This is a genomic window from Rhizobium brockwellii (genome assembly GCF_000769405.2).
Classification (GTDB): Bacteria; Pseudomonadota; Alphaproteobacteria; order Rhizobiales; family Rhizobiaceae; genus Rhizobium; species Rhizobium brockwellii.
Genome location: NZ_CP053439.1, coordinates 3,125,798 through 3,151,469, shown reverse-complemented (window position 1 = coordinate 3,151,469; position 25,672 = coordinate 3,125,798). Strand labels below are relative to the sequence as shown.

Annotated in this window: 25 protein-coding genes; 9 read left to right on the top strand and 16 right to left on the bottom strand. The window is 61.9% G+C overall.

Annotation, left to right across the window (positions count from 1 at the left end; all coding sequences use genetic code 11):
- The first annotated feature begins 35 nt into the window (after positions 1–35).
- Entirely contained in the window at positions 36–1,823 is a 1,788-nt protein-coding gene (gene leuA, locus RLCC275e_RS15760; RefSeq protein ID WP_406659696.1) for a 2-isopropylmalate synthase, read from the top strand.
- A gap of 91 nt (positions 1,824–1,914) precedes the next feature.
- Here the strand turns inward: leuA and RLCC275e_RS15755 are convergent, their stop codons facing one another.
- The gene (locus RLCC275e_RS15755) at positions 1,915–2,424 is read right to left on the bottom strand and encodes a winged helix-turn-helix transcriptional regulator (RefSeq protein ID WP_171816896.1); all 510 of its coding nucleotides are present in this window, start codon (positions 2,422–2,424) and stop codon (positions 1,915–1,917) included.
- Positions 2,425–2,429: 5 nt separating this feature from the next.
- On the opposite strand from RLCC275e_RS15755, the gene RLCC275e_RS15750 reads away from it, so the two are divergent.
- Positions 2,430–3,410 (top strand): quinone oxidoreductase family protein, encoded by a 981-nt coding sequence (locus RLCC275e_RS15750; RefSeq protein WP_033180155.1) that lies wholly within the window; start codon positions 2,430–2,432, stop codon positions 3,408–3,410.
- 56 nt (positions 3,411–3,466) lie between these two features.
- Here the strand turns inward: RLCC275e_RS15750 and RLCC275e_RS15745 are convergent, their stop codons facing one another.
- The 4 genes from RLCC275e_RS15745 to RLCC275e_RS15730 all read right to left on the bottom strand — a co-directional run bounded on the left by RLCC275e_RS15745 (position 3,467) and on the right by RLCC275e_RS15730 (position 6,639).
- A complete protein-coding gene (locus RLCC275e_RS15745) occupies positions 3,467–4,312 on the bottom strand; it encodes an anti-sigma factor family protein (RefSeq protein ID WP_033180156.1) in 846 nt (281 codons plus the stop codon).
- Positions 4,313–4,314: 2 nt separating this feature from the next.
- Positions 4,315–4,824 carry an RNA polymerase sigma factor gene (locus RLCC275e_RS15740; protein WP_033180157.1) on the bottom strand — a complete coding sequence of 170 codons (510 nt, stop codon included), beginning with the start codon at positions 4,822–4,824 and terminating at the stop codon, positions 4,315–4,317.
- A gap of 186 nt (positions 4,825–5,010) precedes the next feature.
- Complete coding sequence (locus RLCC275e_RS15735) at positions 5,011–5,571, bottom strand: tetratricopeptide repeat protein (RefSeq protein ID WP_033180158.1); 561 nt, start codon at positions 5,569–5,571, stop codon at positions 5,011–5,013.
- Between the two features lie 159 nt (positions 5,572–5,730).
- Positions 5,731–6,639, bottom strand: coding sequence for a metallophosphoesterase family protein (locus RLCC275e_RS15730; protein WP_033180159.1), 909 nt, complete (start codon positions 6,637–6,639; stop codon positions 5,731–5,733).
- Between the two features lie 73 nt (positions 6,640–6,712).
- Here RLCC275e_RS15730 and RLCC275e_RS15725 point away from each other — a divergent pair, with 73 nt between their 5' ends.
- Positions 6,713–7,189 (top strand): NUDIX domain-containing protein, encoded by a 477-nt coding sequence (locus RLCC275e_RS15725; RefSeq protein WP_003561377.1) that lies wholly within the window; start codon positions 6,713–6,715, stop codon positions 7,187–7,189.
- An 82-nt stretch (positions 7,190–7,271) separates the two neighbouring features.
- Here the strand turns inward: RLCC275e_RS15725 and RLCC275e_RS15720 are convergent, their stop codons facing one another.
- Positions 7,272–8,282, bottom strand: a complete 1,011-nt coding sequence (locus tag RLCC275e_RS15720; protein ID WP_033180161.1) for a glutathione S-transferase family protein — start codon at positions 8,280–8,282, stop codon at positions 7,272–7,274.
- 194 nt (positions 8,283–8,476) lie between these two features.
- Between RLCC275e_RS15720 and RLCC275e_RS15715 the strand changes: the two genes are divergently transcribed.
- Positions 8,477–9,040 carry a GNAT family N-acetyltransferase gene (locus RLCC275e_RS15715; protein ID WP_082229730.1) on the top strand — a complete coding sequence of 188 codons (564 nt, stop codon included), beginning with the start codon at positions 8,477–8,479 and terminating at the stop codon, positions 9,038–9,040.
- 44 nt (positions 9,041–9,084) lie between these two features.
- Here RLCC275e_RS15715 and RLCC275e_RS15710 read toward each other — a convergent pair whose 3' ends face one another.
- From RLCC275e_RS15710 to RLCC275e_RS15690, 5 genes are read right to left on the bottom strand one after another with little or no spacing between them, the layout of a single operon-like run.
- Positions 9,085–9,501: a GNAT family N-acetyltransferase gene (locus RLCC275e_RS15710; protein ID WP_033180162.1), complete on the bottom strand. Its 417-nt coding sequence runs from the start codon at positions 9,499–9,501 to the stop codon at positions 9,085–9,087.
- Positions 9,502–9,505: 4 nt separating this feature from the next.
- Positions 9,506–11,575, bottom strand: coding sequence for a membrane protein (locus tag RLCC275e_RS15705; protein ID WP_033180163.1), 2,070 nt, complete (start codon positions 11,573–11,575; stop codon positions 9,506–9,508).
- Position 11,576: 1 nt separating this feature from the next.
- Positions 11,577–14,390 (bottom strand): DUF4159 domain-containing protein, encoded by a 2,814-nt coding sequence (locus RLCC275e_RS15700; protein WP_033180164.1) that lies wholly within the window; start codon positions 14,388–14,390, stop codon positions 11,577–11,579.
- Entirely contained in the window at positions 14,387–15,307 is a 921-nt protein-coding gene (locus tag RLCC275e_RS15695) for a DUF58 domain-containing protein (RefSeq protein ID WP_033180165.1), read from the bottom strand. The genes RLCC275e_RS15700 and RLCC275e_RS15695 overlap by 4 nt, the downstream gene beginning before the upstream one ends.
- Positions 15,308–15,320: 13 nt before the next feature.
- Complete coding sequence (locus tag RLCC275e_RS15690) at positions 15,321–16,331, bottom strand: AAA family ATPase (RefSeq protein ID WP_003541786.1); 1,011 nt, start codon at positions 16,329–16,331, stop codon at positions 15,321–15,323.
- 158 nt (positions 16,332–16,489) lie between these two features.
- Between RLCC275e_RS15690 and RLCC275e_RS15685 the strand changes: the two genes are divergently transcribed.
- Genes RLCC275e_RS15685 through RLCC275e_RS15675 form a run of 3 tightly spaced genes read left to right on the top strand, consistent with a single transcriptional unit; the run spans position 16,490 to position 19,010 of the window.
- Positions 16,490–17,113, top strand: a complete 624-nt coding sequence (locus RLCC275e_RS15685) for a DUF1285 domain-containing protein (protein ID WP_033180166.1) — start codon at positions 16,490–16,492, stop codon at positions 17,111–17,113.
- The gene (locus tag RLCC275e_RS15680) at positions 17,110–17,760 is read left to right on the top strand and encodes a CoA pyrophosphatase (RefSeq protein WP_033180167.1); all 651 of its coding nucleotides are present in this window, start codon (positions 17,110–17,112) and stop codon (positions 17,758–17,760) included. The genes RLCC275e_RS15685 and RLCC275e_RS15680 overlap by 4 nt, the downstream gene beginning before the upstream one ends.
- Positions 17,757–19,010 carry a CCA tRNA nucleotidyltransferase gene (locus RLCC275e_RS15675; protein WP_033180168.1) on the top strand — a complete coding sequence of 418 codons (1,254 nt, stop codon included), beginning with the start codon at positions 17,757–17,759 and terminating at the stop codon, positions 19,008–19,010. Before RLCC275e_RS15680 ends, RLCC275e_RS15675 begins: the two co-directional genes overlap by 4 nt.
- On the opposite strand, the gene RLCC275e_RS15670 is transcribed toward RLCC275e_RS15675, so the two are convergent.
- From RLCC275e_RS15670 to hemF, 3 genes are all read right to left on the bottom strand, one after another.
- Positions 19,011–19,196: a DUF1059 domain-containing protein gene (locus tag RLCC275e_RS15670; protein WP_027683567.1), complete on the bottom strand. Its 186-nt coding sequence runs from the start codon at positions 19,194–19,196 to the stop codon at positions 19,011–19,013. It lies immediately after the preceding gene.
- 114 nt (positions 19,197–19,310) lie between these two features.
- Positions 19,311–19,580, bottom strand: a complete 270-nt coding sequence (locus RLCC275e_RS15665) for a hypothetical protein (protein WP_003561356.1) — start codon at positions 19,578–19,580, stop codon at positions 19,311–19,313.
- 103 nt (positions 19,581–19,683) lie between these two features.
- Complete coding sequence (gene hemF, locus RLCC275e_RS15660; protein WP_033180169.1) at positions 19,684–20,595, bottom strand: oxygen-dependent coproporphyrinogen oxidase; 912 nt, start codon at positions 20,593–20,595, stop codon at positions 19,684–19,686.
- Between the two features lie 178 nt (positions 20,596–20,773).
- On the opposite strand from hemF, the gene RLCC275e_RS15655 reads away from it, so the two are divergent.
- Positions 20,774–21,034, top strand: a complete 261-nt coding sequence (locus tag RLCC275e_RS15655; protein ID WP_003561352.1) for a hypothetical protein — start codon at positions 20,774–20,776, stop codon at positions 21,032–21,034.
- Between the two features lie 3 nt (positions 21,035–21,037).
- Here RLCC275e_RS15655 and RLCC275e_RS15650 read toward each other — a convergent pair whose 3' ends face one another.
- Positions 21,038–22,684, bottom strand: coding sequence for a Na/Pi cotransporter family protein (locus RLCC275e_RS15650; protein ID WP_003561350.1), 1,647 nt, complete (start codon positions 22,682–22,684; stop codon positions 21,038–21,040).
- A gap of 216 nt (positions 22,685–22,900) precedes the next feature.
- Positions 22,901–23,362, bottom strand: coding sequence for a tRNA (cytidine(34)-2'-O)-methyltransferase (locus RLCC275e_RS15645; protein ID WP_033180170.1), 462 nt, complete (start codon positions 23,360–23,362; stop codon positions 22,901–22,903).
- Between the two features lie 385 nt (positions 23,363–23,747).
- Between RLCC275e_RS15645 and RLCC275e_RS15640 the strand changes: the two genes are divergently transcribed.
- Positions 23,748–25,604 (top strand): ABC transporter ATP-binding protein, encoded by a 1,857-nt coding sequence (locus RLCC275e_RS15640; protein WP_033180171.1) that lies wholly within the window; start codon positions 23,748–23,750, stop codon positions 25,602–25,604.
- Positions 25,605–25,672: the final 68 nt, after the last annotated feature.

Here is a 25,672-nt window from a genome sequence, read left to right as displayed (position 1 = left end):
AGAGCGGGCAAATGCCGGGACGAGGAGACGATACGATGGACGCGAAGACGCAATCCTCCCAAAATAAGGTGGCCTCCCAAAATAAGATGGCCTCCGAGAATAAGATGGCCCCCACTAACAAGACGGCCCCCGCAAAAGGCATGCCCGATGCCGCGGCAAAATACCGGGCCTATCCGCAGGTGAACATTCCCGACCGCACATGGCCGACGAAGACCATTACCAAGGCGCCGGTCTGGTGCTCGGTCGACCTGCGCGACGGCAACCAGGCGCTTGTCGACCCGATGGGCCACGATCGCAAGGCGCGGATGTTCCAGCTGTTGATCGAGATGGGCTTCAAGGAAATCGAGATCGGTTTCCCCTCGGCTTCGCAGACCGATTTCGACTTTGCCCGTTGGTGCGTGGAGGAGGGCAGTGTGCCCGACGACGTCTCCCTGCAGGTATTGGTGCAGTGCCGCCCGGAACTCATCACCCGCACCTTCGAAGCGCTGGAAGGCGCAAACCGGCCTATCGTGCATTTCTACAACTCCACCAGCGAGTTGCAGCGCCGCGTCGTCTTCGCCAAGGATGTGCAGGGCATCAAGCAGATCGCCGTCGATGCCGCCAAGATGATCACCGATATGGCCACCAAGGCCGGCGGCGGTTACCGTTTCGAATATTCCCCGGAGAGCTTTACCGGCACCGAACTCGATGTGGCGCTGGAGATCTGCAACGCGGTCATCGAGGTCGTCAAGCCGACGCCCGACAATAAGCTGATCATCAACCTGCCGTCTACCGTCGAGATGGCGACTCCGAACGTCTATGCCGACCAGATCGAATGGATGTGCCGCAACCTCGACAATCGCGAGAACCTGATCGTTTCCCTGCATCCGCATAATGACCGCGGCACCGGCATTGCCGCCGCCGAACTGGCACTGCTGGCAGGTGCCGACCGCGTCGAAGGCACGCTGTTCGGCAATGGCGAGCGTACCGGCAATGTCGACATGGTGACGATGGCGCTGAACATGTTCACGCAAGGCGTCGATCCCGAGATCGACTGCTCGAATATCGAACGCATCAAGGAAGTGTTCGAATATTCGAACCAGATGGCGATCGGCGAGCGTCATCCCTATGTCGGCGAGCTGGTCTATACGGCGTTTTCCGGCTCGCATCAGGATGCGATCAACAAGGGCATGAAGGCAGCACAGGTCGCCAACCATCCCGTGTGGGAGGTCCCGTACCTGCCGATCGATCCGCGTGATGTCGGTCGTTCCTACGAGGCGATCATCCGTATCAATTCGCAGTCCGGCAAGGGCGGCATCGCCTATATCTTGCAGCAGGATTACGGGCTGAACCTGCCGCGTAACCTGCAGGTGGAATTCCGCGAGGATATCCAGCGCATCACCGACGTAGAGGGCAAAGAGCTTCCGTCCCGGCGCATCTACGACCGCTTCATCGAGCGCTACGTGACGCAGCCGGAAGGGCGCCTGCGCTTCGTCGACCATCACACCTATCCCGACACCGAGCACAAGGGCCAGCGGATCGTCGCAGCCGAGATCACCGACAATGGGGAGATCAAGCGCATCGAAGGGCGCGGCAACGGTCCGATCGACGGCTTCATCAACGCGCTGTCGCATTATCTCGGCATCGAGATGTCGGTTGAGGACTATTCCGAGCACTCGCTCCAGCATGGCTCGAACGCAGCGGCGATCTCCTATGTCGAGACTTCCTATCCCGGCGGCAAACTCTTCGGCGCCGGCATCAATACCAACATCGTCGCGGCGTCGCTGGAAGCGATCGTCTCGGCCGCCAACCGCGTGCTCGAGGTCAAGGCTGGCAAGGCTTGATTTGGGAAGTTCTCAGGCCGTGATCGCACTACTGCATAATTCCTCAAATCGGAATCGATTTAAGGATAAAATTATGCAGCAATTCAAAGTGTTACAGCGCCCTATGCGCGTCTGAAAAGACGTGCGGCGCTGTAACGCGGCGCGGCCTGACGATGCAGTCGGTGATCTCGTCGGCTTCGTTGCGTGCTTCGGCGTGGCGCTGGCCCCATTGGCAGAGCGCCAGCAACACCGGTTCGAGACCGAGACCAAGTTCGGTCGCGCTGTATTCGACGCGGGCGGGGACTTCGGCGAAGATCTGGCGGGCGACCAGCCCGTGCTCCTCCATCTCGCGCAGCTGCTGGATCAGCACCTTCTGAGTAATGGCGGGCATCATCCGCTTCAGCTCCGAAAGACGCTTCGGGCCGGAGAAGACGTAATAGAGGATGACGGGCTTCCAGCGTCCGGAGATCACCTTCAGCGCGCGCTCGACCGGCAGCTCGGGGAGTCTTTTCATCGGCTCAGCCATGGTCACCTCCTGGTGGGTATGGCACGAAAGAGTGTGTATTTTTGCCGGATATCCTATTGCTAAACCTGCCTCACGCCAATCAGACGTGAGGTTCATTTGCCATGAAAGCCGTTCAATTCACTCGCTTCGGTCCGCCCGATGTCCTCGAGCTCGTGGAACTGCCGGTTCCCGAGCCGGGCCTGAGCGAGGTTCTCGTCCGCGTCCATGCGGCGGGTGTCAACTTCTTCGAGGTGTTGATGCGGGCTGACCGCTATGCCGTGACGCCCGACCTGCCGATGTTTCCCGGTGTCGAGGTCGCGGGTATAATCGAGCGAGCAGGACCTGGTGCCGACCACTTGCTCATTGGCAAGCGGGTTGCTGTTCCTCTCTTCGCGATCGGGCGCGGTTCAGGCGGCTATGCCGAGTTCGTCGCAGTCGATGGCGGGGCGGTAGTGCCGCTGCCGGATGCGGTCTCCTTCGAGGTGGCTGCCGCGCTGATGGTGCAGGGGTTGACGGCGCTGCACCTTCTACGCCGCAGTCCAGTGAAAGGCAAAATCGTTCTCGTCAATGCGGCAGCCGGCGGTGTCGGTTCGCTGCTGCTGCAGCTTGCAAGGCGCGACGGGGCGAAGATGGTGATCGCAGCGGCGAGCAGTGACGAGAAGAGGGCGCTTTCCCTATCTCTTGGTGCCGATCATGCGGCCGATTATACTGCGCCCGGCTGGCAGGAGGACGTCAAGAGACTGAACGGTGGGCTCGGCGCGGATATCATCTATGAGACCGTTGGCGGCGCGTTTTCAAGGGCGGCGCTCGATGCGCTGGCGCCTTGCGGCGAACTGGTGCTGGCGGCGATGGGGCGGTTTGGGCTTGAGGCGGCCGATGTCGAGCACATGCTCGATGACAATCAGTCAATCAAGGGATTTTCGTTATTGCCGCTACTGACGCCTCAGGGTGCGCAGGAGGATCTTGCCGCGCTCTTCGAGCTTGCCGCGGCGGGTGCCCTGACGGTTATCGACGGCGGTCGTTTCCCACTGCATCAAGCGCCGGAAGCGCATCGCGCCATCGAGGAGCGGAGGGCGGTCGGCAAGGTGGTGCTGATGCCTTAAATCAAAGAAGACAAACACGACGCCGTGCGAAACCGCTCGTCATCATGCTCCGGCAATCAGATCGCGGTGGCGATCTTGATGGCAAGCTGGCCGAGCGTTGCTTCGGCCGAGGGGCCGGCGAGCACGTAGGAGGTGCCGGCATTGTGCCAGGTCACGAGGCCGATCTCGTCCTTGATCGTTTCCTTGAAGTCGTCGGTCTCAGGCGGCTGCGCGTCCTTGCGGAAGCAAATGGAGATGATGTCGCCATCGGTATTCGAATAGACGAGCTGCCCGACAGGGCGGCTGTCGCCGAGGATGACCCGCGCGCCCTGGAAGGTCCAGGCTTCGGCGCTCAGATCCGGCACGCGGAAAGGCACGCCGATCGCGGTCGTCAGCCAGCTGGAGATTTCCTCGGCCTGCGAAGCAGGCACTTCGACGAGATGACGGGGCTGGCGGATCAGCAGGCGCTGATAGGCGGTGACGTCGCCGAGCCAGTCGTTGGTATTGGTCGGAGCCGTATTGGTGGTGGCCGTGGTGGCAATTTCGTCGGCATCCGGGGCGGTGCCGACGAAATAGCCGATACCGCAACCGACGGCAAAGAGAATGAGGGCAGCGGCCAGCGCCTGCGGGCCGCTCGGCGCCAATTTCACTTGCGGGCGCGTAGCGCGCTGGGCGATCGACGTTTTCGGCAGTTGCGTGCTCTTGATGGAACGGACGAGGGCGAGCGGCACCGGCTCCTTCAGGATATCGTCCAGGCGGCGGCGGCCGAAATCAGCCCCGTGGCGCAACTGCTCATGCAGCCGGCGCGCATTCTCGTCGCTTGCCAGACGCTGCTCCAGTTCGTGCCGCTGTTCGGGCGAGACTTCGCCGTCGAGAAGGGCGGTGAGCTGGGCTTCGAGCGGCAATTTCCTAAGATCGAGCAAATTCAGAACCTGTGGATCGGGTGGGTGCCGGCAAGCCCGGCGAATTGCAGTCTTGCGGTGGCGAGCTGCGAGACGACGTTTGCCACCGGAGTGCCCATGATATCGGCCGCCTGCTGATAGCTGTGGCCTTCGACGTCGACAAGCAGAAACATGCTGGAAACGCCATCCGGCATATCGGAAATCATGTGATGGATGGTGTCGGGATCGACCGCTGCCGAACGTTCGCGCGCGGCCTCGCGGATATCGGTGACGTTGCCGCGGACGGAAGCCTTCGGCTTGCGCTTGCGGTTGTCGTCGGTCCATTGCTGGCGGGCAAGCGTGTAGATCCAGCTTTCCAGCCGGCCCTCGCCGCTCCATTGATGACCCTTGGCGATGGCGCGCTGACAGACGGCCTGAACGAGTTCATCGGCCACAGCAACCTCACCCGCGAGCGTGATCGCGAAGCGGCGAAGGCGGGGCAGGAGGCCGACGAGATCACGCCGGAGATCGATGGTCGTTGCGGGCTGACGCATTGTCTATCCAAGAAACATTCACAATGGTTTCGCGGACGAAGGGTTCGCCCTCGGCGCGAAGCCGACATGGTTGGCGCCGGCGATACATGTGCTTTATGAAACAAGTCTCCTGCACTTCGCAAGCATCCGGTCGTCTTCATCCCTCTTTCCCAAGGGATTTTCGTATTGTGGCCCGCAAAGCTTGCGTCAATATGTCTTGTAGCCGTTCAAGCTTTGCAGCAGAGCGCGATAGGCCCAGGTGCCTTCGCCGCCGCGATCACGGATTTCGACAAGCTGGACGCGGGCGCCCTGGATGTCTCCCTGTTCCACCAGCGCCATACCCATGTAGGAGCGGGCGAGGATGTAGTTCTCATCCGCCTGCAGCGCTTTGCGGTAGTAGGACATGCCGAGCTCCATGCGGCCGGCCTTGCGGTTGGCGTAGCCGAGATAGTTCAGGATGCGCGGGTCGTTCTGGTTGCGGGCAAGATTGAGCACGGTGATGGCATTGTCATACTGGCCGGCATAGGCAAACTCGCGGGCGAATTTGTAGAGATCGTCGTCGTTGAAGCTGCTCTTCTTCGGGTTGACACATTCCTTCTTGGCCTTGTCCCAAACCTTGCCGCCGGTGCAGGTCTTGGTCGTCTGGGTCTTCGGCGGCGGATTGGTGTCATCATTGTTGTCTCCGACCGCGAAAGCGGCCGTGGCGATGCCGAAGGCAAAGCCGGCGGCGAGCGAAAGTCTGGACAGTTGACGGAAAGAAGAAGTCATCGGCGCGCTCCGTTCTCAGGCAATGCAGTTGCTTGAATTGTACGCTTACCACTAAAAATACCAAGAGGGTAAGCAACCTCCATGGCAAATGTTGCGACGGTGGGCCGATCTCCTCGCAGATCGATTCAAGTGCTATACAAAAAGAGTCAGGAGCCGGCGCTAAGGCGCGAAAATATCGGTGCTTTCCGGCATCACTGCATCGCCGGCCCTGTTAAGACTGAAGCGCTCGCCGCTGAGCTCCCAGGCGCCGGGAGAGCCGTCGATAGAGAAGAGGTTGTAGGCAGCGGGCGGCTTGGTGCTGCCCGGTCCCTGTGAGGCTGACGCGATGCCGACGACAGGCACTGGCTGCACTTGGCCGCGCAGCCAATGCAGCGTGTTCAGGTGCGTATGGCCGTGCAAGACGAGTTCGGCGCCGCCCGTCGAAATCACGGCAGCGAAGCGGCGGATGCCGATCATCCGTTTGTAGAAGGCCGTGGCGCCGCGGATCGGCGGGTGATGGATCATGACGACGCGGAAGAGACCGGCTTCGCCAGCCGCACGCAGTATGTTGACAGTATCGCGGGCCTGTCGCGCGCCGAAAAAGCCAGACGCGGCGAAGGGAGGGGTGGCGACCGCCGTCGAACAGCCAACAATCGCGACTTTGCCGCGGATGCGCAGATAGGGGAAGATATGGCGGTCGTCCTGCCATTGCGGCGGGGCCAGATCGCCGCGGACATAATCGTACCAGGCGCGCATCGACTTCTCATAGGCGCCTGGCACATAGGCGTCATGATTGCCGGGAACGACTGACGTGTTGGCAGGATCGCCGAGCGCGCGCAGCCATGCAGCGGCGGCGCGAATCTCAATGCCGCTCGCCAGATTGACGAGGTCGCCGGTGACGGCCACGTGATCGGCCTGATGGGCGCGAATGTCGTCGAGCAGCAGATCCAACGTGCTGCCGAAAAGGTGCTTGCGTCGATTTCGATGCCAGTTCACAAAGCCTGTTATGCGTTTAGAAAACAGCTCTTGAATGGAAAGACTGGGCAACGGCCCGAGGTGGACGTCGGAGATATGCGCGAGCTTGAACATGTTACGAGACATAGACCAGCTTATTGACAAATCAAACACATCGGGCGCGATGAAGAGCTGAAACGGAGCGATAGTGGATAAAGAAAACCGGCCCCTGTACATGAGGCTGGCGTTGCGCCTGCTGCATGTCTATTTCAGTTTCGTCCGCAGCATGACCGTGGGCGTGCGGGCCGCCTGTTTCGATGCAGACGGCCGCATCTTTCTCGTGCGCCATAGCTATATCGGCGGCTGGCATATGCCGGGCGGCGGGCTCGAGCGCAACGAGACGGTCGAGGAAGCGCTTGTCAAGGAACTGCGCGAGGAGGGCAACCTTAGGATCATCGGCAAGCCGCAGCTGATCCAAGTCTATTTCAATACCACGACCACAAGGCGCGACCATGTCGTCTTCTACCGGGCGATCGTCGAGCAGACCGCGCCGCGGCCGCCGGACTGGGAGATCTCCGACTGCGGCTTCTTTTCCCTCGACAGCCTGCCCGAGGGCACGACCAAGGCGACGCACCGTCGTCTCGCTGAGCTTCGCGGCGAGCAGGAGCCCGCCCACCGCTGGTGAACCTCAGGCGGCGGCAAGCGACTGCACAATTTCCTAAATCGGAATCGATTTAGGGATAAAATTATGCAGCAATTCAGGAGTGCTACAGCGTCCTTTGCGCGTCTAGAAAGACGTGCGGCGCTGTCGTACGACCGTGCGGACTATCGAGATCGAGCGCCGGGCCGACGGGAACGATGCCGGTCGGATTGATCGTCTTGTGGCTGCGGTAATAGTGTTCCTTGATGTGCTTCAGGTTCACCGTCTCCGAAACGCCCGCCGTCTGGTAGAGATCACTGAGATAGTTGTGCAGGTTGGGGTAGTCGGCGATGCGGCGGATGTTGCACTTGAAATGGCCGACATAGACGGCGTCGAAGCGTACCAGCGTGGTGAACAGGCGCCAGTCAGCCTCGGTCTGCCTGCTGCCGAAGAGGTAGCGGCCCTTGCCGAGGCGTTCATCGAGCATGTCGAGCGTTTCGAACAGCTTGGCGACATTTTCTTCATAGGCTTGCTGGGCGGTGGCAAAGCCGGCCTTGTAGACGCCGTTGTTGACGGTGTCGTAGATGGTGGCGTTCAGTGCATCGATTTCGGAGCGAAGGTTCTCGGGATAGTAATCGGTCTTCGAGCCGGTCAGCCCGTTGAAGGCGCTATTGAACATGCGGATGATCTCGGCGGATTCGTTGCTGACGATCGTGCCGGTTTTCTTGTCCCAGAGGACGGGAACGGTGACGCGGCCGGAATAGTGCGGATCGGCCCTGACGTAGATCTGCCAGAGCGTGGCTGCGCCGAAGAGGTGATCGCCGGTGGCGCCGTCGCCGAGCTTGAACTCCCAGCCGTTCTCGACCATCAGCGGATCGACGACCGAAACCGAGATCAGTTCCTCGAGCTCCTTCAGCTTGCGGAAGATCAGCGTGCGGTGCGCCCAGGGGCAGGCGAGCGACACATACAGATGATAGCGCCCGGCCTCGGCCTTGAAGCCGCCGCTGCCGGAAGGGCCGGCCTCACCGTCTGATGTCACCCAGTTGCGGAACTGCGAGGGCTGCCGCTTGAAATGGCCCTTGCTCTCCTTCGTGTCGTACCAGACGTCATGCCAGACGCCGTCCACCAGCATTCCCATGGTCTTCATTCCCTTGATTGCGTGTTGGAACCGAAGATATCGCAGATGGCAGGGCTTTACAGGCAGCAAAGATTGAACAGTGCGTCACGTCGCGCATTTTGCGTTGGACGGCGGAAATTTTTCCTGCTATCGGCCTTTTCACGATTTTCGGACCCCTGCCTGATGTTCATTTCCAGAAACCCGCGACGACGCTGATGTTCCCGAACGCCCAAGGCGTGTTCGAGACCCATCAATCTGTCCATCCGGTTTCTGTCATCATGTACAAGCACGATCTCGTCTACCTCACTGAAGAGGCGTCTCATGACGCCGCCATCGAACATATCAACGAAGAAGCCTTCGGTCCGGGCCGTTTCACGCGCGCTGCGGCGCGCATCCGTGAGCAGGGGCCGCATGATCTGTCGCTCTCCTTCATCTGCACCGATAACGGTGAGACGATCGCCTCCGTGCGCATGACGCCGGTGCTGGCCGGCACCGTGAAGGGCCATCTGCTCGGCCCGCTCGCCGTGCGGCCCTCCCACAAGAACAAGGGCATTGGCCGGGAACTGGTGCGGATCGCGGTGGAGGCAGCAAGACGCAAGGGCTCGGAAGCCGTCATCCTCGTCGGTGATCCGCCCTATTACGGCCCGCTCGGCTTCGAGAAGGTCGCCTATAACGCCCTTTCTTTTCCAGGCCCGGTCGATCCCGGCCGTGTACTCGTCGTTCCGATCGTCGAGGGCGTGCACGCGCAGCTGAAGGGTACGATCGCCTGGCGCGAATGATTTAGAGCGCCGTGCGTCCTTTCGGACGCACAAAGGACGATGCGCTAGAGACTTTTCCGGAGGAAGCTGCGCGTGCGGCCTTCCGGGAAGTCCTTAAGCTCTCCGAAAACCTCATAACCCTGACGCAGATAGACACTCAAAGCCTGAGGGCTGAACGTGTCGATCCAGGCGCCGCGGCACCCCCGTGCCCTGGCCTCTTCTTCCGCCTTTGCGAGGATATTGCCTGCGATACCGGTGCCGCGCAGTGTAACGGGAATATAGAGCATCTGGGTGAAGAGCCAGCCCCAGGCGGTAAAGCCGGAAAGGCCGCCGGTCACCTTGCCGTCGGTATCGCGGATGAGGACCGCAAGCGGCCGGCGATCCGAGGGGCCGACATCGCGGTTGTTGAAGGCCGAGAGCGCATCGGTGATCGCCGCGAGCTCTTCCGGCGAGGGCGAAGCGGTGAGCTCGAATTCCGGCATGAAATTATCGTCCTTCGCGCCACCACATGGCGCCGAAGGCGAGCAGCAGGATGCCAACGCCGGCGAACCCGGCAAAGAGCGGCAGCGTGTTGATGCCCTTCAAGACCGTCTCGCTGGTCATGCGGATCATCATGCGATCGTTGTCGGAGACGCGCACCTGGCCGCGCACCGGCAGGATCGGCGGCACCGAGATCGCGCCATTTGCATTGGAGACGCGGGCGACGAGACCCTTGCTTCTGTCGGCGACTGGCTGCAGCACATCGGTCGTCGAGATCATCGCCTTGAATTCCGGCGCGTCGACGGCGCCGATATGGACAAGCGTCGACAGCTTGCCGTTGCGGATTTCGAAGAGGCCGATCTCGTCCATCCTCTTCTCGGCCTTGTAGAGGCCCGGTTCGGACTGGGTGAGCGGCAGGGTTTCGGTCTTGCCGGAGGGGTAACGCACAGTGGCGTTGCCGGGATTGTCGCCGATCGTCTGGCGCGTGACCTCAAGGGTCCGGCCAGAAGCGCGCGCCGTCAACGCTTCTTCCTCGAGCGCTGGCTCCTTCATCAGCCAATGGGCGATACGGCGATAGAGCGAAACGTTCGGACCGCCGCCTTCGAAGCCGCGCGCCCAGAGCCAGCCCTGATCGGAAAGCAGCATGGCGACGCGGCCCTGGCCGGCGCGGTTCAGCACCAGCAGCGGGTGGTTGTCGGCGCCGAGCATGATCGTTTCGCCCTGCGGCCGGTCGACATCGACGCTGCGGAACCAGCGGCCCCAATGCGGCGGGTCCTCGCCCGAGCCGTCGAGGCCGCGCGTGACGGGATGTTTGCGGCCTTCCTCGGAGAGGCGGGGATAGAAGGCCTTCTCGATCATCTCTCCAGTGGGCGTTGCCGGCAGGACCGAGGAAAGTGGCGTCAGTGCAATGGAATCGGGGCCGGCGTGCTCGGGACCGGCGGCGATCAGCAGCGCGCCGCCATTGTCGACATATTGCGCGATGTAATCGTAATAGAGCAGCGGCAGCACGCCACGGTGCTGGTAGCGATCGAAGATGATCAGGTCGAAATCCTTGATCTTGTCGACGAAGAGCTCACGCGTCGGGAAGGCGATCAGCGACAGCTCGTTGATCGGCGTGCCGTCCTGTTTTTCCGGCGGACGCAGGATGGTGAAGTGGACGAGATCGACTGACGCGTCGGATTTCAGCAGGTTGCGCCAGGCGCGCTCACCGGCATGTGGTTCGCCGGAGACAAGCAGGACGCGGAGATTCTGGCGGATGCCGTCGATGACGTGGACGGCACGGTTGTTGGCGGTGGTCACTTCGCCAGGAAGTGCTGCGACCGAGAATTCGAGCACATTGCTGCCGCCACCCGGAACTTTGAAGGAGAAGGGCGTATCCTGCCCGGGCGTTGCCTGCAGGGTGGCGATCTCGTCACCATTCAGCTTCACCGTGACATCGGCCGTACCGCCAGGGCTCGGGCCGTCGTCGAAGACGCGCAAGATCACCTGCTGCTCTTCGTTGACGATGCCGAAGCGCGGCCCCTTGATGACTTCGATGCGGCGATCGAATTCGTTGGGCTTGCCGGTTACGAGGCCATGGATCGGCGCGTCGAAACCGAGCGCCTGATTGGCAGCCGGAACATCATGGACTTCACCGTCGGTTAGCATGATGGCGCCGCCGATACGGGCGGGCGGGACATCGGCGATGTTGGCCGACAGCGCGTCGAACAGGCGCGTGGACGGCACGTCGGAATTGACGTCGCCTTCGACATCGACGAAGCGGGGCTCTATCTGGGGAAAGCGGGCGAGCTGTCCCTTCAAGGCCGCAAGCGCATCGTCGGTAACCTTGACGCGATCGGGCGTCTGCTGGCTCTGGCTTCGATCGACAAGCACCGGGACAATCGTCGACAACTGATCCCGGTCTTCCTGCAGAAGCACAGGATTGGCAAGGGCGGCCAGCATGGCGAGCGCTGCGAGCGTTCTGATCCAGGCGCCGCGAATGCCGCGCCAGATCGCGAAGGCGGCGATAACAGCGCTGACGACCGCAAGTGCAGCCAGAATCGACCAGGGCAGGAAGGGCGAAAAGTCGAACGTCATCTCATTGTCCTAACCGTTCGAGGAGGTCGGGAACATGGACCTGGTCGGTCTTGTAGTTGCCGGTCAGCATATACATCATGATGTTGACGCCGGAACGGTAGGCATATTCGCGCTGCGTTTCATCGGACGGCACGGTCGGCAGTATCGGTACGCCGTTATCGTCGATTGCCCAGGCGCCGGCGAAATCATTGCCGGTGATCAGGATCGGCGAAACGCCATCGGCCGTCGCGGCCGATTTTTCGCTCGGCTCCTGACCGCCCTGCCGCGCCTCGATCCAGAGGGGGCTGCCGGTATAACGACCGGGAAAGCTCGACAGGAGATAGAAGGATTTCGTCAGCACGTGATCGGATGGCACCGGCTCGAGCGGCGGAATGTCGAGATTGGCGAGGATTGCCTGCAGTCTCTCACCGTTGGCGCTGACATTGCCGCCATTGTCCAATGCGCTGATCTGATCGCGCGTATCGAACAGCACGGTGCCACCATTGCGCATATAGGCGTCGATACGGCTGATCGCCGCCGACGATGGCATCGGCGCCGTTGCCGAAACCGGCCAGTAGATGATCGGATAAAAGGAGAGCTCGTCTTTGGTAAGGTCGATGCCCACCGGCGGCGCCGGCTCGAGCGTCGTGCGGAAAGTCAGGAACTGGGTGAGACCCTCGAGACCGCGCTCGGAAATATTGTCCACGTCCTGTTCGCCAGTGACGACATAGGCGAGGTGGGTGTTGTCAAGCCTCTGTAAGATGAGGTCGTCGCCGGGCTGGGAGTCGTCGGCGTGAAGTATGCCGGGTTGCATGAGAAAGCCGGCGCCGACGGCGATCGCGATCATCGCTGCGGTGCGGACGGCCGGGCGCAATCGCGAGAACGCGCCATTCATGAAGAGGACGATCAGGCTATCGGCCAGGAGCAGCAGAAAGGCTGCGAGAAAGAGCGCGGGTTTTGCCGACCAGCTTTCGCCGCCGATCAGGCCTTCGCGCACGGCATTGGTCCCTGTTGTGTCGAGCGGCTTCAGTTCGGCGTTCTCGGGCAGCACGTTCAGGGATGTGAAACCGTCCTCCGAACCGTAGAGCCCGGGCGGATTGTCGAAATTCGCCGTCGGTTCGGCTCCGGCCAATGGGATGAGCGGCCGCGCCGAACCCGTCTCGGAGACGAGCGTGCCCTTGGCCGTCAGCATACGGAATGGCGGCAGGGTTTCGGAGACACGCGCATTGCCGCGCGCTTCCGAAGTTACGCCGCCCGAGCGCGATATCTGCAGGAGGTGACGCAGCATGTCGACGAAGGTGCCGGAGATCGGCAGATCGGACCAGGTCGCTTCCGCGGTGACGTGAAACAGGACGATCTGGCCGGAGGCGATCTGCTTCATCGTGACGAGCGGTGTGCCGTCAGCCAGGCTCGCCCACGTGCGTTCGGCAAGATCGGGCGTCGGTTCGGCAAGCACCTGCCGCTTGACGACGATATCGGCGGGACGCGCTATGCCGGCGAAAGGCCCGAAACTCGGAAATTCGGCAAGAGACTGCGGCTCGCTCCAGGACAAAGTGCCGCCCAGCGCCCGTTCTCCCTGACGCAGGATGACAGGGATCAGCGGATCGTCTGCGGGAGCAGCCGCCATGCGCGGGCCGGCAAAACGCAGGAGCATGCCGCCATTCGATATCCAGCGCGTCAGAGGTTCGTAGGTCTCCTCCGGTAGCCGGCCGATATCGGCCATGATGATGATGGAGGGATTGTTGGCGAGAAGTTTTGGTATCGCGACCGAGAGATCGGAATCGGCGGGTTGGATCAGATCCGCATAGGGCTGCAGTGCTCGCTGGATATAATAGAGCGGCGAGAGCAGCGGCTGGAATTCATCCCCTCCTTCGCCTGACAGCAAGACGACACGGCGACGCTTGAACGCATCGTCGAGAAGATGGACCGCGCCGGCCGTCGCGCCATTGTCGACGCTGACGCGCGCGAAATCGTTGCGCATCTCGAAGGGTGCTGTGATCGAACTTGTCGCAACGCTCTGGCCGGGGCGGAAATCCACCCTGCCATTGGCAATCGAGCGACCTTGGGTATCGACGGCGTTCAGCGCCACGGATGCGGCCTGCGAGGTGTTGAGTCGAGTGACCTTGACGGTCATGGCATCCGCCGCATTGTTGGCCGCGGTGATCGCGACTGTCCTTGCGGCATCGCCTTCGATCAGGCGCAGATCAGCGGGCTGGAGTTCGGCCAGCCTGCGCACGGTTGCGTCGTCGGACTTGGCGGCGGCACCGTCGGTCAGGAAGGCGAGTGTGCCGGGCTTTATGCCGTTCAGCGCGGCGCGCAGCGCCTGGAAGGCGCGCTCACGGTCCGGTACCAGCGGTCGCGGCTCGGCGGCGCGCAGCTTGTCGCGGGCGGCAGCTGCGGTGCCGGGCACGGCGTCGTTGGTCGGATCGGCGGTGAAGGCGATAGACACAGGTGTGCCGGCGGATTCGGCATCGTCTATCAACGCGTCGGCGGTCTGGATGCGGCGCTCCCAGTCGGGTGCCGCCGCCCAGCTGTTGTCGACGAAGAGGACGAGCGGGCCACCTGATGCGAGCGAACTGGTGCGCGGATTGAAAACCGGATCGGCGATCGCAAGGATGATGGTGGCGGCGAGCAGCATGCGCAGCAGCGTCAGCCACCAGGGGCTTTGTGCCGGCGTCTCCTCGCGCTTCAGCACTGAGGCGAGGATCTTCAGCGGCGGGAAGACTTCCGACTTCGGACGTGGCGGCGTCAGCCGCAGCAGCCACCAGATGACGGGCAAGGCAACGAGCGCGCCGAGAATGGCGGGATAGGCGAAAGCGAAGGGAAGGGCGTTCATAGCTGCCCTCCATGCGTTGCCTTGGCCGGCATGCCGGACAGATACATGTGCACCGCGACCAGCGCTTCAGAAGCAAGATGATCGGTGCGGTGGGACGCGAAGGTCCAGCCAAGATGGCGCAGGGACTGGCCGAGGCTGTCCCTGCGGGCGAGGTAGGCGTTGCGATAGGCCTCGCGGATGTGTTCGGCGCGGCCGGAAACGAGCTTGGCGCCGCTCTCCGGATCGGTGAATTCGGTGCGCCCGCTATAGGGGAAAATCTCTTCGGCGGGATCTGATATCTCGACCACGTGGCCACGCAGGCCGCGGCGGGCAAGCGGGCCGAGCCGTTCCATGATTGCCGGCGCATCGTCGAGGAAATCGCCGATGAGGACGAGGTCGCTCCAGCCGCGGATCATCGCCGTTTCCGGCAGGCCGCCGGTCAACGGCGTGTGCATGAGCGCGGCTGCGAGGCGTTCGGCGGCATTGCGGGCGGAGGCGGGTTCCATGATGCCGGGGCAACCGATGCGCTCGCCGGAGCGGGCGAGGATTTCGGCAAGCGCCAGCATGATGACCAGCGCGCGGCTTTCCTTGGAGACGCTGCCGTAGCTCGACTTGTACATCATCGAGGGCGACATGTCGCACCAGAGCCAGATCGTGTGCGCCGCCTCCCATTCGCGCTCGCGCACGTAAGTATGGTCGTCGCGGGCGGAGCGGCGCCAGTCGATGCGCGACAGGCTCTCGCCCTCGGAATAGGGACGGAACTGCCAGAAATTCTCGCCGATGCCGCGCTTGCGGCGACCATGCCAGCCGGCGATCACGGTGTTGGCGATGCGCTTGGCTTCCACCAGGCAGTCCGGCACCAGGGCGGCCCGCTGCCTGGCGCGGGAAAGGGCATCGCTGCCTGACGTCGGGTTGACGATCTGTCCGATAGATGCCACGCGTCCGGCTTCCTTATCCCTTTGCCTGCTTGACCAGTCCGGCGATGACATCACGCACCGACATGCCTTCGGCGCGGGCGGCGAAGGTCAGCGCCATGCGGTGCTGGAGAATGGGTTCGGCGAGCGCGAAGATATCGTCCAGAGACGGTGCGAGACGGCCTTCGTAGAGCGCGCGTGCGCGTGCGCAGAGCATCATTGCTTGGCCGGCGCGCGGGCCTGGACCCCAGGCGACGTTCTTGTCGGTCGAGGCGTTGCCCTGTCCGGGGCGGGCGGAACGCACCAGCGCCAGGATGGCATCGACGACCGTGTCGCTCACCGGCATCTGACGCACCAGCGTCTGAATCTCGATCAGCCGCTGCGCATCGATGACGGCTTCCGGCCGGGTTTCGCCCAAGCCCGTCGTCTCAAGCAGGATCTGGCGCTCGGCGGCGAGTTCGGGGTAGTTGACGTCGACCTGCAGCAGGAAGCGGTCGAGCTGGGCTTCGGGCAGAGGATAGGTGCCTTCCTGCTCGAGCGGGTTCTGCGTGGCGAGCACATGAAAGGGCGCAGGCAGGTCATAGCGCTGGCCGGCGATCGTGATGTGATATTCCTGCATGGATTGCAGAAGAGCCGACTGGGTACGCGGCGAGGCACGGTTGATCTCGTCGGCCATCAGGAGTTGGGCGAAGACCGGGCCCTTGACGAAACGGAAGGAGCGGCGTCCACTGTCGTCCTGGTCCATCACTTCGGAGCCTAGAATATCCGAGGGCATCAGATCGGGCGTGAACTGGATGCGGTTGGCGGCAAGGCCGAGCACCTCGCCGAGCGTGGTCACCAGTCTGGTCTTGGCAAGACCGGGAACGCCAACGAGCAAGGCATGACCACCTGAGAGCACAGCGAGAATGGTGTTCTCGACGACGCTTTCCTGACCAAAGATCACTTTCGAGACTTCCCCGCGGATGGCGGCGATATCGGAGAGCGCCTTTTCGGCGGCGGCGACGATCGCCTTTTCATCGAGGCTGGCTTCGGTCTTCATCATACCCATGCGTATCTCCAACGGCTGAAATCATTCGGCAGCGAATCGGCGGACTTATACATGTGCCTCATACCCGATAGAGTTATGGAGATGTGACGGGCTGACAAGTTCGTTGCGAATGACTATCTCGTGACTTTACTTCGTTAAGGACAAACCGGGACGGAAGAATGGCAGCCGAGGAAATCAGCGGACAGGCGGATGCGGCGGGACTTGCCGCACTGATTTCGCGCGCGTCTCAGGAAAATGCCGGTAAAAAACGAGGATTACCGCCGGTCGAGCGGTGGAATCCGCCTTTCTGCGGCGATATCGACATGGAAATCCGGGCGGACGGCACGTGGTTCTACATGGGCACGCCGATCGGCCGACCGGCGCTGGTGCGGCTGTTCTCGACGGTTTTAAGAAAAGACGACGATCAGAAGACCTATCTCGTAACTCCTGTGGAAAAGGTCGGTATAAGGGTCGTCGACGCGCCTTTCATCGCCGTGGAGATGAGCGTGACGGAAGGGCAAGGCCAGCAGGTGCTGACCTTCCGCACCAATGTCGGCGATGTCGTGGAGGCGGGAGGAGAGCATCGGCTGCGTTTTGCCATTGCGGGCGAGAATGCCGAATTGAAACCCTATCTGCATGTGCGCGGGCGGCTGGAGGCGCTGGTGTCGCGTGCAGTGATGTATGAACTGGTCGCGCTCGGCGAGACTTTCGAGGTGGAGGGGCGGGCGATGTTTGCGATCCGCTCCGCCGGCGAGGTCTTTGCGATGATGCCGGCCGACGAACTGGATGCGCTTTGCCGATGAATGATGCGATCACCCACCGCTACCCGCTTTTTTCCGCGGCCGAATTCCGCCGCCGTGCGCTCAACCAAAACGGCGGGCCGGTCGACCATGCCTGGCGCGATCACGGGGATCATATCCTCAACCCCGATATCGTCGCCGAGGTCGAGACCTTCAAGCTGCGCGACGCCGCCGTGCTCGTGCCCGTCGTCGACGACGGCGATGAAGCGCATGTGATCTTCACCAAGCGCACGGCGACGCTGCGCAAACATTCCGGGCAGATCGCCTTTCCCGGCGGCTCAATCGATCCCGCCGATATCTCGCCCGAAATGGCGGCGATCCGCGAAACGGAGGAGGAGATCGGCCTGGCCGGTTCTTTCGTCGAAACCGTCGGGCGGCTGCCGAATTACCTTGCCTCGACGGGCTTCCGCATCACGCCGGTGCTCGGCGTCGTCACGCCTGGCTTTGCGCTGACGCTGAACCCGGCCGAGGTGGACGACGTGTTCGAGGTCCCGCTTTCCTTCCTGATGGATCCTGCCAATCACACCCGCGACAGGCGTGTCATCGATGGCATCGACCGGCATTTCTACCGCGTGCCCTATGAAACCAGAATGATCTGGGGCATCACCGCCGGCATCGTCCGCACGCTTTACGAAAGGCTTTATGCATGACCGGCCTTGCCGACCAAGCATGGTTTCGCGACCCGGCGCTCGGCCGGATCTTAGCACTTCTCGGCGCCGATGGCGGGGAAGGGCGGGTGGTTGGCGGTGCGGTGCGCAACAGCCTGATGGGCCTGCAGGTCAATGATGTCGACATAGCCACGACACTCAGACCGGAGACGGTGATGGAGCGGGCGGCGGCTGCCGGCATCAAGGCAGTCCCGACCGGCCTGGAGCATGGCACGGTGACGCTCGTCATCGACGGCAAGCCCTTCGAGGTGACGACGCTTCGCACCGACGTCGAGACCGACGGACGCCATGCCAAGGTTGCCTTCAGCACCGACTGGAAGGCCGATGCCGAACGGCGGGATCTGACGATCAACGCGCTTTATGCCGATGCAAAGGGCGAGGTGGTTGATCTCGTTGGCGGGCTAGACGACATTAAGACGCGCAACATCCGCTTCATCGGCGATGCCGCAAGGCGTATTGCCGAGGATCATTTGCGCATCCTGCGTTTCTTCCGCTTCTTTGCCTATTACGGTTCGGGGCGGCCGGATGCCGAGGGGCTGAAGGCGTGTTCCCTCTCGCGTTCGAAACTGACGACGCTTTCGGCAGAACGCGTCTGGTCTGAACTGCGAAAGCTGCTTGGCGCCGACGATCCCGGCCGGGCGCTGCTCTGGATGCGGCAGGTGGCAGTGCTGACGGAAATCCTGCCGGAATCGGAACGATGGGGGATCGATGCGATCCCTTCGCTGATCACCACCGAAAAGGCGCTCGGCTGGACGCCCGATCCGTTGCTGCGCCTTGCGGCGATCGTGCCGCCCGATGCGGCGCGCATGGAGGCGCTCGCAGTCCGGCTCAAGCTCTCGAATGCGGAAGCGGCCACTCTCAAGGCCTGGGCAATGGCAGCGCCTGTTAATGACGACATGTCGTCGGCGGCTTTCGAACGGCTGCTTTACCGCAACGGCGCCGACGGCATCACGACACGGCTGAAGCTGGCGCTTGCGGTTGCGCGCGGCAAGGCTGAAAGCGATTTCGACGAAATGGCGCGGTCGGCGCGGCTCATCAAGCTGCTGGACAAGGCAATGCATTGGAAAAAGCCACAGTTTCCGTTGAACGGCGGCGACGTGATTTCGGCAGGAATCGCGTCCGGCCCGCGCGTCGGCGAGCTGCTTGCCGGCCTGGAAAACCAGTGGGTGGAGGAAAACTTCGTTTCCGACCGGGCGGCGCTGCTCGCCCGGCTGCAGGAACGCGTGCAATAATCAGGCTGCGTTAGCCTCGTCGCGGATGCGAGCCTTGATATTATCCACCATGTTCTCGCGGATCGTGGTTTCGCCGTGAGCGTCTTTCAGGTGCTCGACGGCCCGGCGGACCACCTCGGCGTCATTATCCGCCCGTGTATGCCAGGCGCAGCCCGGAACAAGTGTGCCACATTCGAAGAGTCGCATGGTCTTTTCCTCTATCCTGAACACAACGACAATCGCGCTTTCACGCGACTGATGAATGTGCGGGAGGGGAGAAGGTTCCGGCCGGCATCGACATGCCAGCCGGCGAAAGCAGTATCAGTCGGGCATCGCCCAGGCTTTGTAAGTATCCGAAAGGTGCTCGGGCATGTTGCTGTTGGCGGCCGCTGCTTCGTTCTGCAGCTGTTCCGGCGACTTTCCGCCGGCCAGTTGCAGCTTGACCTGCTCGATAAAGCAGGACAGCGGCAGATCCGAGCCGCTCTTGGTCCGCAGTTTCTCGGCAATGCGCGTCAGAAACTCGGATGTGTCGATCGTGCGGGATGTTTCCTGGACATCCGTAGACGCTGGCGAGCCACTTTGTATCGTCATGACAATCCTCCTCCGATTGTTACGCACATACATATAAAGTTAGGACGCACTGAATTTTCGTGAAGGTCTATCACCTCGAATTTATCGACGAGATATCACAGTTTCATGGCCAGCGGACGACGGGGGGCATCGAAGAGAGAATGGATTCAACGTTGCCGCCGGTCTTCAGGCCGAAGATCGTGCCGCGATCATACAGCAGATTGAATTCGACGTAGCGGCCCCGGCGGATCAATTGTTCGTCGCGATCGGCCTCTGTCCACAATTTATTGAAGTTGGAGCGGACGATTTTTGGATAGACCATGGCGAAGGCCCGGCCGACATCACGCGTGAAGGCGAAATCGGCGTCCCAGCCGCCGGCTTCCTCGCTTGAATGCAGCCAGTCGTAGAAGATGCCGCCGATGCCGCGGGCCTCGTTGCGGTGTTTCAGGAAGAAATATTCGTCGCACCAGGCTTTGTACGCATCGTAATCGGCGACGGCATGATTGCGGCAGGCGATCTCCATGGCCTTGTGGAAGAGCTGGCTGTCTTCGTCCTCCTGCGTGCGGCGGCGCGACAGCACCGGCGTCAGGTCGGCGCCGCCACCGAACCAGCGGCTGGTGGTGACGACCATGCGAGTGTTCATGTGCACGGCCGGAACGTTTGGGTTCACGGGATGGGCGATCAGCGAGATGCCCGAGGCCCAGAAACGCGGATCGTCCTTGGCGCCGGGTATCTGGGCGCGGAAATCCGGGGCGAATTCGCCGTAGACGGTGGAGGTATGGACGCCGACTTTTTCGAAGACGCGGCCTTCCATCATCGACATCCGGCCACCGCCGCCGGCGCCGTTTTCGCGTGACCAGTCCTTGGCGACGAAGCGACCGGGCTCCTGGTCGGAAAGCGGCCCTTCCAACTCATTCTCGAGCGCCTCGAAGGAGGCGCAGATCGTGTCGCGCAATCCCTCGAACCAATTGCGGGCGGCAGCCTTCTTCTCTTCGATATCGTCAGGCAAGCCGATCGGCAGTTCCGGTCTTTCCATTTACGCCTCCGACGGTCGACATCTCCTTCGGAGGCGACTCGCTCATTCTTGATTGCATGTCATGATTAGCAGTTGGTGCTGCATCTCGCCAAGCCGAGGCAAACACCGCCGTGCGCTTCCAAGATTCGACTCGCAAATCAAGAATTTCAATACTACCTTTTCGGAGGAGGTAGGTTTGATGAAGAATGTTCCAGGGCCTCCGTCCTTCGACGGCCTGAAGCGCAGGATAGCGAGACATCGGGCGGAAAATCGCCCGAGCAAGAAAGACCATTTCGTGCGTGAGACATATTGCCTCGGCCTCATGGACGCACGGGCCAAGGCGCGCGAATGGTTCGACGAATATCCGAAAGCCGCCTACTGGACCGAGGTGGAGAGCTGGCGTCAGCTCGACGGCGACCAGATCGAATTCACCATGCGCCGCCTGCCTTCGGCCGACTGACCGTCACTTCGCGTCAGCGCGCACGCGGCTTTCGATCAAGAGGCCGCTTTCGTCCATGATCGGATGCGCCACAGAGACGATGTGGGCGTTGAGGCGCTTCAGGTCGCGCAGCATGTCGAGATGCAGCGAACTCGTCTGCAGGCTGTCGGCGCGGCCGTCGCGCAGACGTTCGAGATGGCGCTCGGCCGACTGCTTCTCCATCCGGCGCACCTCGACCTTCACCTCCATCATCTGGCGGGCGAGATTGAAATCGCGGGTGACGAAGATCGTCTGGGCGACGCGCAGATTGTCGATCGTCAGATCGAACAGCTTGCGCAGTTCCTGATGACCGTCCTCGGAAAATTTCAGGCCGAGGGAGATCTTCTTCGCCACCTGCTCCAGCAAGCCCTTCTCGATGATGTCGCCCATATGTTCGAGGTTGATCGCATAGTCGATGACGACGATGGAGCGACGGGCGTTCTCGTCGCTGAGACCCTCGCGGCCAAGCTTCGAGAGATAGACCTTCACCGCCTGCTGCAGCCGGTCGACGCGCTCTTCGAGGGCGGATATCTCGGCAAGCTTCGATGCGTCGTTACGCTCGAAGGCTTCGGAGACCCGGATCAGCATGCGCTCGATCAAGTCGCCGACGCCGAGCACTTCGCGGGTAGCGCTGGCCAGGGCCACGACCGGCGTCGAAAGCTCTTGCGCATCCAGATATTTCGGGGCGCTGTCAGGCTCGGCCTGATCCGGCACCAGCCGGGCCATCAGGGTGGCGAGCGGCCGGGAGAATGGCCAGGCCAGCGCCGCCAGCAGAAGATTGAAGGCAAGATGCGCATCGACCGGCAGCTTGGCAGGACCGAAGGGCAGCATCTGGATGAATTCCGCGCCATAACCCGCCAGCGGCAGGGCGATAAGGCAGCCGAGCGTGCGGACGGCGAGATTTCCGAGGGTGACGCGCCGCGCCGAAACCGGACCGGACAATGTCGCGACGACAGGCGGTATCGCGCCGCCGAGATTGGCGCCGAGCACGAGCACGATGACGAGTTCGGCGGAGACGACGCCGGCCGAGGCGAGCGACAGGATGAGCACCACCACCGCAAGGCTCGACGAGGATGCGAAGGCAAGTGCTGCCGAGACGATCATTGCTACGGGCAGGGCGCCATCCAGCAGGCCGATGAAGGCGGCGAGAGCAGGGGAGGCGCGCATCGGCTCCGTCGCAAGACCAAGGAGGTGCAGCGACAGCAGCATCAGCCCGATGCCGATCAGCGCTGTGCCGCCGCCCTGGCTGGTGCTTGAACGGCCGCGGTAAAGCACAATGCCAACAAGAATCAGAAGAGGAGAGAGCCATTCGATGCCGGTGGCAACGATCCAGGCAGTGATCGCGGTACCGACATTGGCGCCGAGCAGAACGATCTGCGCCATGCGCGGCTTGATCAGATCACGCTCGACGAAGGAGGCCGTCATCAGCGCCGTTGCCGTCGAGCTCTGCAGCGCGACGGTTGCAACGAGGCCTGACAGGAACGAACGAAGACTGCCGCGTGTGCCGGTCGCTAGCCCCGTTCTCAGGCGGGCGCCAAAAGCTCTGGATACGCCATCTTTCACCTGCGCGAGGCCGAAGAGCAGCAGAGCCACGGCGCCGAACAAGTTGATCATGATGATTGTAGAGTCCATTTTGTTGTTTTTATTCTTCTTTCACAGATCTGGAGAAATGCCGTTTTCCTCGCATCGCCATTCCAACTTCTTGGAATCATGGAGGCCAATACTGAATTTTTGATTGCCCGGCTAATAAATATACGCCGGTTTGACAGATAGACAACGCTATTTTGCGACATATTCTGGAGCGGATCGGCAACTCCGCGGGCTTTGCTCGACCAGCGCCGGCCTCCGTCAGGCCCAGACGGTTTGGCGCATCGCCTCGCCGACGATCATCGCGGCCGACACGGCGACGTTGATCGAGCGCTGGCCTTCGAGCATCGGGATCAGGACGCGGGCGTCGGCCCTCTCATGCACTTGATCCGGCACGCCGGCGCTTTCGCGACCGAAGAGCAGGATATCGTCCGGGCGGAAGGCAAGATCGATGTAGCGCTCCGCAGCCTTGGTCGAGGCGAGGATCAGGCGGCGGCCGGTGGTCAGACGCCATGCCTCGAAGCGGTCCCAGCTGACATGGCGGGTGAGGGTGGCGGCGGCGATATAATCCATGCCGGCCCGTTTCAGGTTGCGGTCGGAGATGTCGAAGCCGGCTGGCTCGATCAGATCGACCGCAAAGCCAAGGCAGGCGGCAAGACGCAGGATCGTGCCGGTGTTGCCGGGAATATCCGGCTGATAGAGTGCCAGTCTGAGTGAAGTCATGATGCGCCGTCTTCCCGCTCTCGCCGCCAAAGGCCTAATGCAACTGTGATTTCGACGCAACAGGGCGCGTTTGGACCCGAAAAGATGAAATATTTGGCAGAACAGGGCTGGAAAATTCCTCATTTTCGCGTTATCGGTGCATATCTTTAATCGCCAGCAAGGAGCGCCAGAATGAATATTTTGCTGTATGTGCGCCTCCCGGCCGTGATGCCAAGCGGTGCGATTTTCCGCCGATAGTGCGGATTTCTTCCCTGAATTTCCTTTTTGATCCCTTGTGCGGCTGTCTCAGCCTCGCCCCTTGAACGTTCGGTTCCCATATGTGCTTGCATAGCGCTGGGATGGCGCGAAGCCGGGAGCCGGAACGGTGACGTTTCGGAGCAATTTCATGTTTGGCTGGTTCGAACAGCGACTCAATCCCTTTCCAAGCGAGGACCCTGTCGCCCCGCCGAAAGGTCTTTTTGCCTTTTGCTGGCACTACAGCAAACCGGCTGCGCCCTGGCTCGGCCTGATGGCCGTGCTCACCGCGCTGATCGCGATCGGCGAAGTGGCGCTCTTCCAGTTCCTCGGCGATATCGTCGACTGGCTGACCAATGCCGACCGCGCCACATTCCTGGAGAGAGAAGGCCACAAGCTTTTCTGGATGGCGGCGCTGGTGCTGGTCGGCCTGCCGCTGACGGCCGGGCTCGATTCGCTGATCATGCATCAGATGATGCTCGGCAATTATCCGATGATCGCACGCTGGCAGATGCACCGCTTCCTGCTGCGCCACAGCATGTCGTTCTTCGCCAACGAATTTGCCGGGCGTGTCGCGACCAAAGTGATGCAGACGTCGCTTGCCGTGCGCGAAACGGTGATGAAGATCCTCGACGTCTTCGTCTATGTCGTCACCTACTTCCTGACGATGATCATCGTCATCGCAGCGGCCGACTGGCGGCTGATGATCCCGATCCTTGTCTGGCTCGCGGTCTATATCACCATCGTCGCCTATTTTGTGCCGCGGCTTCGCAAGATCGCGGCGGCGCAGGCGGATGCGCGCTCGATGATGACCGGGCGCGTGGTCGACAGCTATACCAATATTGCGACCGTCAAGCTGTTTTCGCATGCGGGCCGCGAGGAGGTCTATGCCAAGGAGGGCATGGACGAGTTCCTGCAGACCGTGCACAAGCAGATGCGCAAGGTGACGCTCTTCCATATCTGCGTCTACGTGAACAACTGTGTTGCGCTCTTCGTCATCTCGGGCCTGTCGATCTGGTTCTGGCTGAACGGCGCGATCTCGGTCGGCGCCATCGCCATCGCCATCGGTCTTGCCATGCGCGTTAACGGCATGTCGCAATGGATCATGTGGGAAGTCTCGGCGCTGTTCGAGAATATCGGCACGGTCTATGACGGCATGGAGATGATGAGCAAACAGCACGACATCGTCGACAAGCCGGGCGCACCCACCCTGACGGCGAAGAAGGGCGCGATCCACTACGACCGCATCCGCTTCCACTACGGCAAGAGCAAGGGCGTCATCGAAAACCTGTCGCTCGACATCAAGGCGGGGGAGAAGGTCGGTCTGGTCGGCCGTTCCGGCGCCGGCAAGACGACGCTAATGAACCTGCTGCTGCGCTTCTACGACCTGGAGGCCGGCCGCATCACCATCGACGGGCAGGACATCGCCGGCGTCTCGCAGGAAAGCCTGCGCTCGCTGATCGGCGTGGTGACGCAGGACACGTCGCTGCTGCATCGCTCGATCCGCGACAACATTGCCTATGGTCGTCCCGAAGCAACGGACGACGAGGTGATCGAGGCCGCCAAACGCGCCAATGCCTGGGAGTTCATCGAAGGACTCGTCGACATGCAGGGCCGCGCGGGGCTCGACGCACAGGTCGGCGAACGCGGCGTCAAGTTGTCCGGTGGTCAGCGGCAGCGCGTCGCGATCGCCCGCGTCTTCCTGAAGGACGCGCCGATCCTGGTGCTCGACGAGGCAACCTCGGCGCTCGATTCGGAAGTCGAGGCGGCGATCCAGGAAAACCTCTTCGCCCTGATGGAGGGCAAGACGGTGATCGCGATCGCCCACCGGCTTTCGACGCTGACGGAGATGGACCGGCTGATCGTGCTCGACAAGGGCCGGATTATCGAGGCGGGCTCGCATAGCGAGCTAGTCGAAGGGGGCGGCATCTATGCCGACCTCTGGAACCGGCAGTCCGGCGGCTTCCTCTCCGATCACGCCGAGGAATCGGAAGTGGCGGCGGAATAAGATGAAATGAGGCCCTCCCTGCGAAAGCGGGGAGGGCCTCTTGAATTCTTAGGATGACTATAAGCTTG

What these genes read in the sequence shown, in the direction of transcription:
- RLCC275e_RS15735 (WP_033180158.1), bottom strand. Translation starts at nt 5,571, where the DNA reads ATGACTTCTTCTTTCCGTCAACTGTCCAGACTTTCGCTCGCCGCCGGC.
- RLCC275e_RS15675 (WP_033180168.1), top strand. Translation starts at nt 17,757, where the DNA reads ATGACCGGCCTTGCCGACCAAGCATGGTTTCGCGACCCGGCGCTCGGC.
- RLCC275e_RS15710 (WP_033180162.1), bottom strand. Translation starts at nt 9,501, where the DNA reads ATGCCGGAATTCGAGCTCACCGCTTCGCCCTCGCCGGAAGAGCTCGCG.
- RLCC275e_RS15700 (WP_033180164.1), bottom strand. Translation starts at nt 14,390, where the DNA reads ATGAACGCCCTTCCCTTCGCTTTCGCCTATCCCGCCATTCTCGGCGCG.
- RLCC275e_RS15665 (WP_003561356.1), bottom strand. Translation starts at nt 19,580, where the DNA reads ATGACGATACAAAGTGGCTCGCCAGCGTCTACGGATGTCCAGGAAACA.
- RLCC275e_RS15730 (WP_033180159.1), bottom strand. Translation starts at nt 6,639, where the DNA reads ATGTTCAAGCTCGCGCATATCTCCGACGTCCACCTCGGGCCGTTGCCC.
- RLCC275e_RS15705 (WP_033180163.1), bottom strand. Translation starts at nt 11,575, where the DNA reads ATGACGTTCGACTTTTCGCCCTTCCTGCCCTGGTCGATTCTGGCTGCA.
- RLCC275e_RS15740 (WP_033180157.1), bottom strand. Translation starts at nt 4,824, where the DNA reads ATGCGTCAGCCCGCAACGACCATCGATCTCCGGCGTGATCTCGTCGGC.
- RLCC275e_RS15640 (WP_033180171.1), top strand. Translation starts at nt 23,748, where the DNA reads ATGTTTGGCTGGTTCGAACAGCGACTCAATCCCTTTCCAAGCGAGGAC.
- RLCC275e_RS15680 (WP_033180167.1), top strand. Translation starts at nt 17,110, where the DNA reads ATGAATGATGCGATCACCCACCGCTACCCGCTTTTTTCCGCGGCCGAA.
- RLCC275e_RS15755 (WP_171816896.1), bottom strand. Translation starts at nt 2,424, where the DNA reads ATGAACCTCACGTCTGATTGGCGTGAGGCAGGTTTAGCAATAGGATAT.
- hemF (WP_033180169.1), bottom strand. Translation starts at nt 20,595, where the DNA reads ATGGAAAGACCGGAACTGCCGATCGGCTTGCCTGACGATATCGAAGAG.
- RLCC275e_RS15650 (WP_003561350.1), bottom strand. Translation starts at nt 22,684, where the DNA reads ATGGACTCTACAATCATCATGATCAACTTGTTCGGCGCCGTGGCTCTG.
- RLCC275e_RS15655 (WP_003561352.1), top strand. Translation starts at nt 20,774, where the DNA reads ATGAAGAATGTTCCAGGGCCTCCGTCCTTCGACGGCCTGAAGCGCAGG.
- RLCC275e_RS15645 (WP_033180170.1), bottom strand. Translation starts at nt 23,362, where the DNA reads ATGACTTCACTCAGACTGGCACTCTATCAGCCGGATATTCCCGGCAAC.
- RLCC275e_RS15715 (WP_082229730.1), top strand. Translation starts at nt 8,477, where the DNA reads ATGTTCCCGAACGCCCAAGGCGTGTTCGAGACCCATCAATCTGTCCAT.
- RLCC275e_RS15685 (WP_033180166.1), top strand. Translation starts at nt 16,490, where the DNA reads ATGGCAGCCGAGGAAATCAGCGGACAGGCGGATGCGGCGGGACTTGCC.
- RLCC275e_RS15670 (WP_027683567.1), bottom strand. Translation starts at nt 19,196, where the DNA reads ATGCGACTCTTCGAATGTGGCACACTTGTTCCGGGCTGCGCCTGGCAT.
- RLCC275e_RS15720 (WP_033180161.1), bottom strand. Translation starts at nt 8,282, where the DNA reads ATGGGAATGCTGGTGGACGGCGTCTGGCATGACGTCTGGTACGACACG.
- leuA (WP_406659696.1), top strand. Translation starts at nt 36, where the DNA reads ATGGACGCGAAGACGCAATCCTCCCAAAATAAGGTGGCCTCCCAAAAT.
- RLCC275e_RS15690 (WP_003541786.1), bottom strand. Translation starts at nt 16,331, where the DNA reads ATGGGTATGATGAAGACCGAAGCCAGCCTCGATGAAAAGGCGATCGTC.
- RLCC275e_RS15750 (WP_033180155.1), top strand. Translation starts at nt 2,430, where the DNA reads ATGAAAGCCGTTCAATTCACTCGCTTCGGTCCGCCCGATGTCCTCGAG.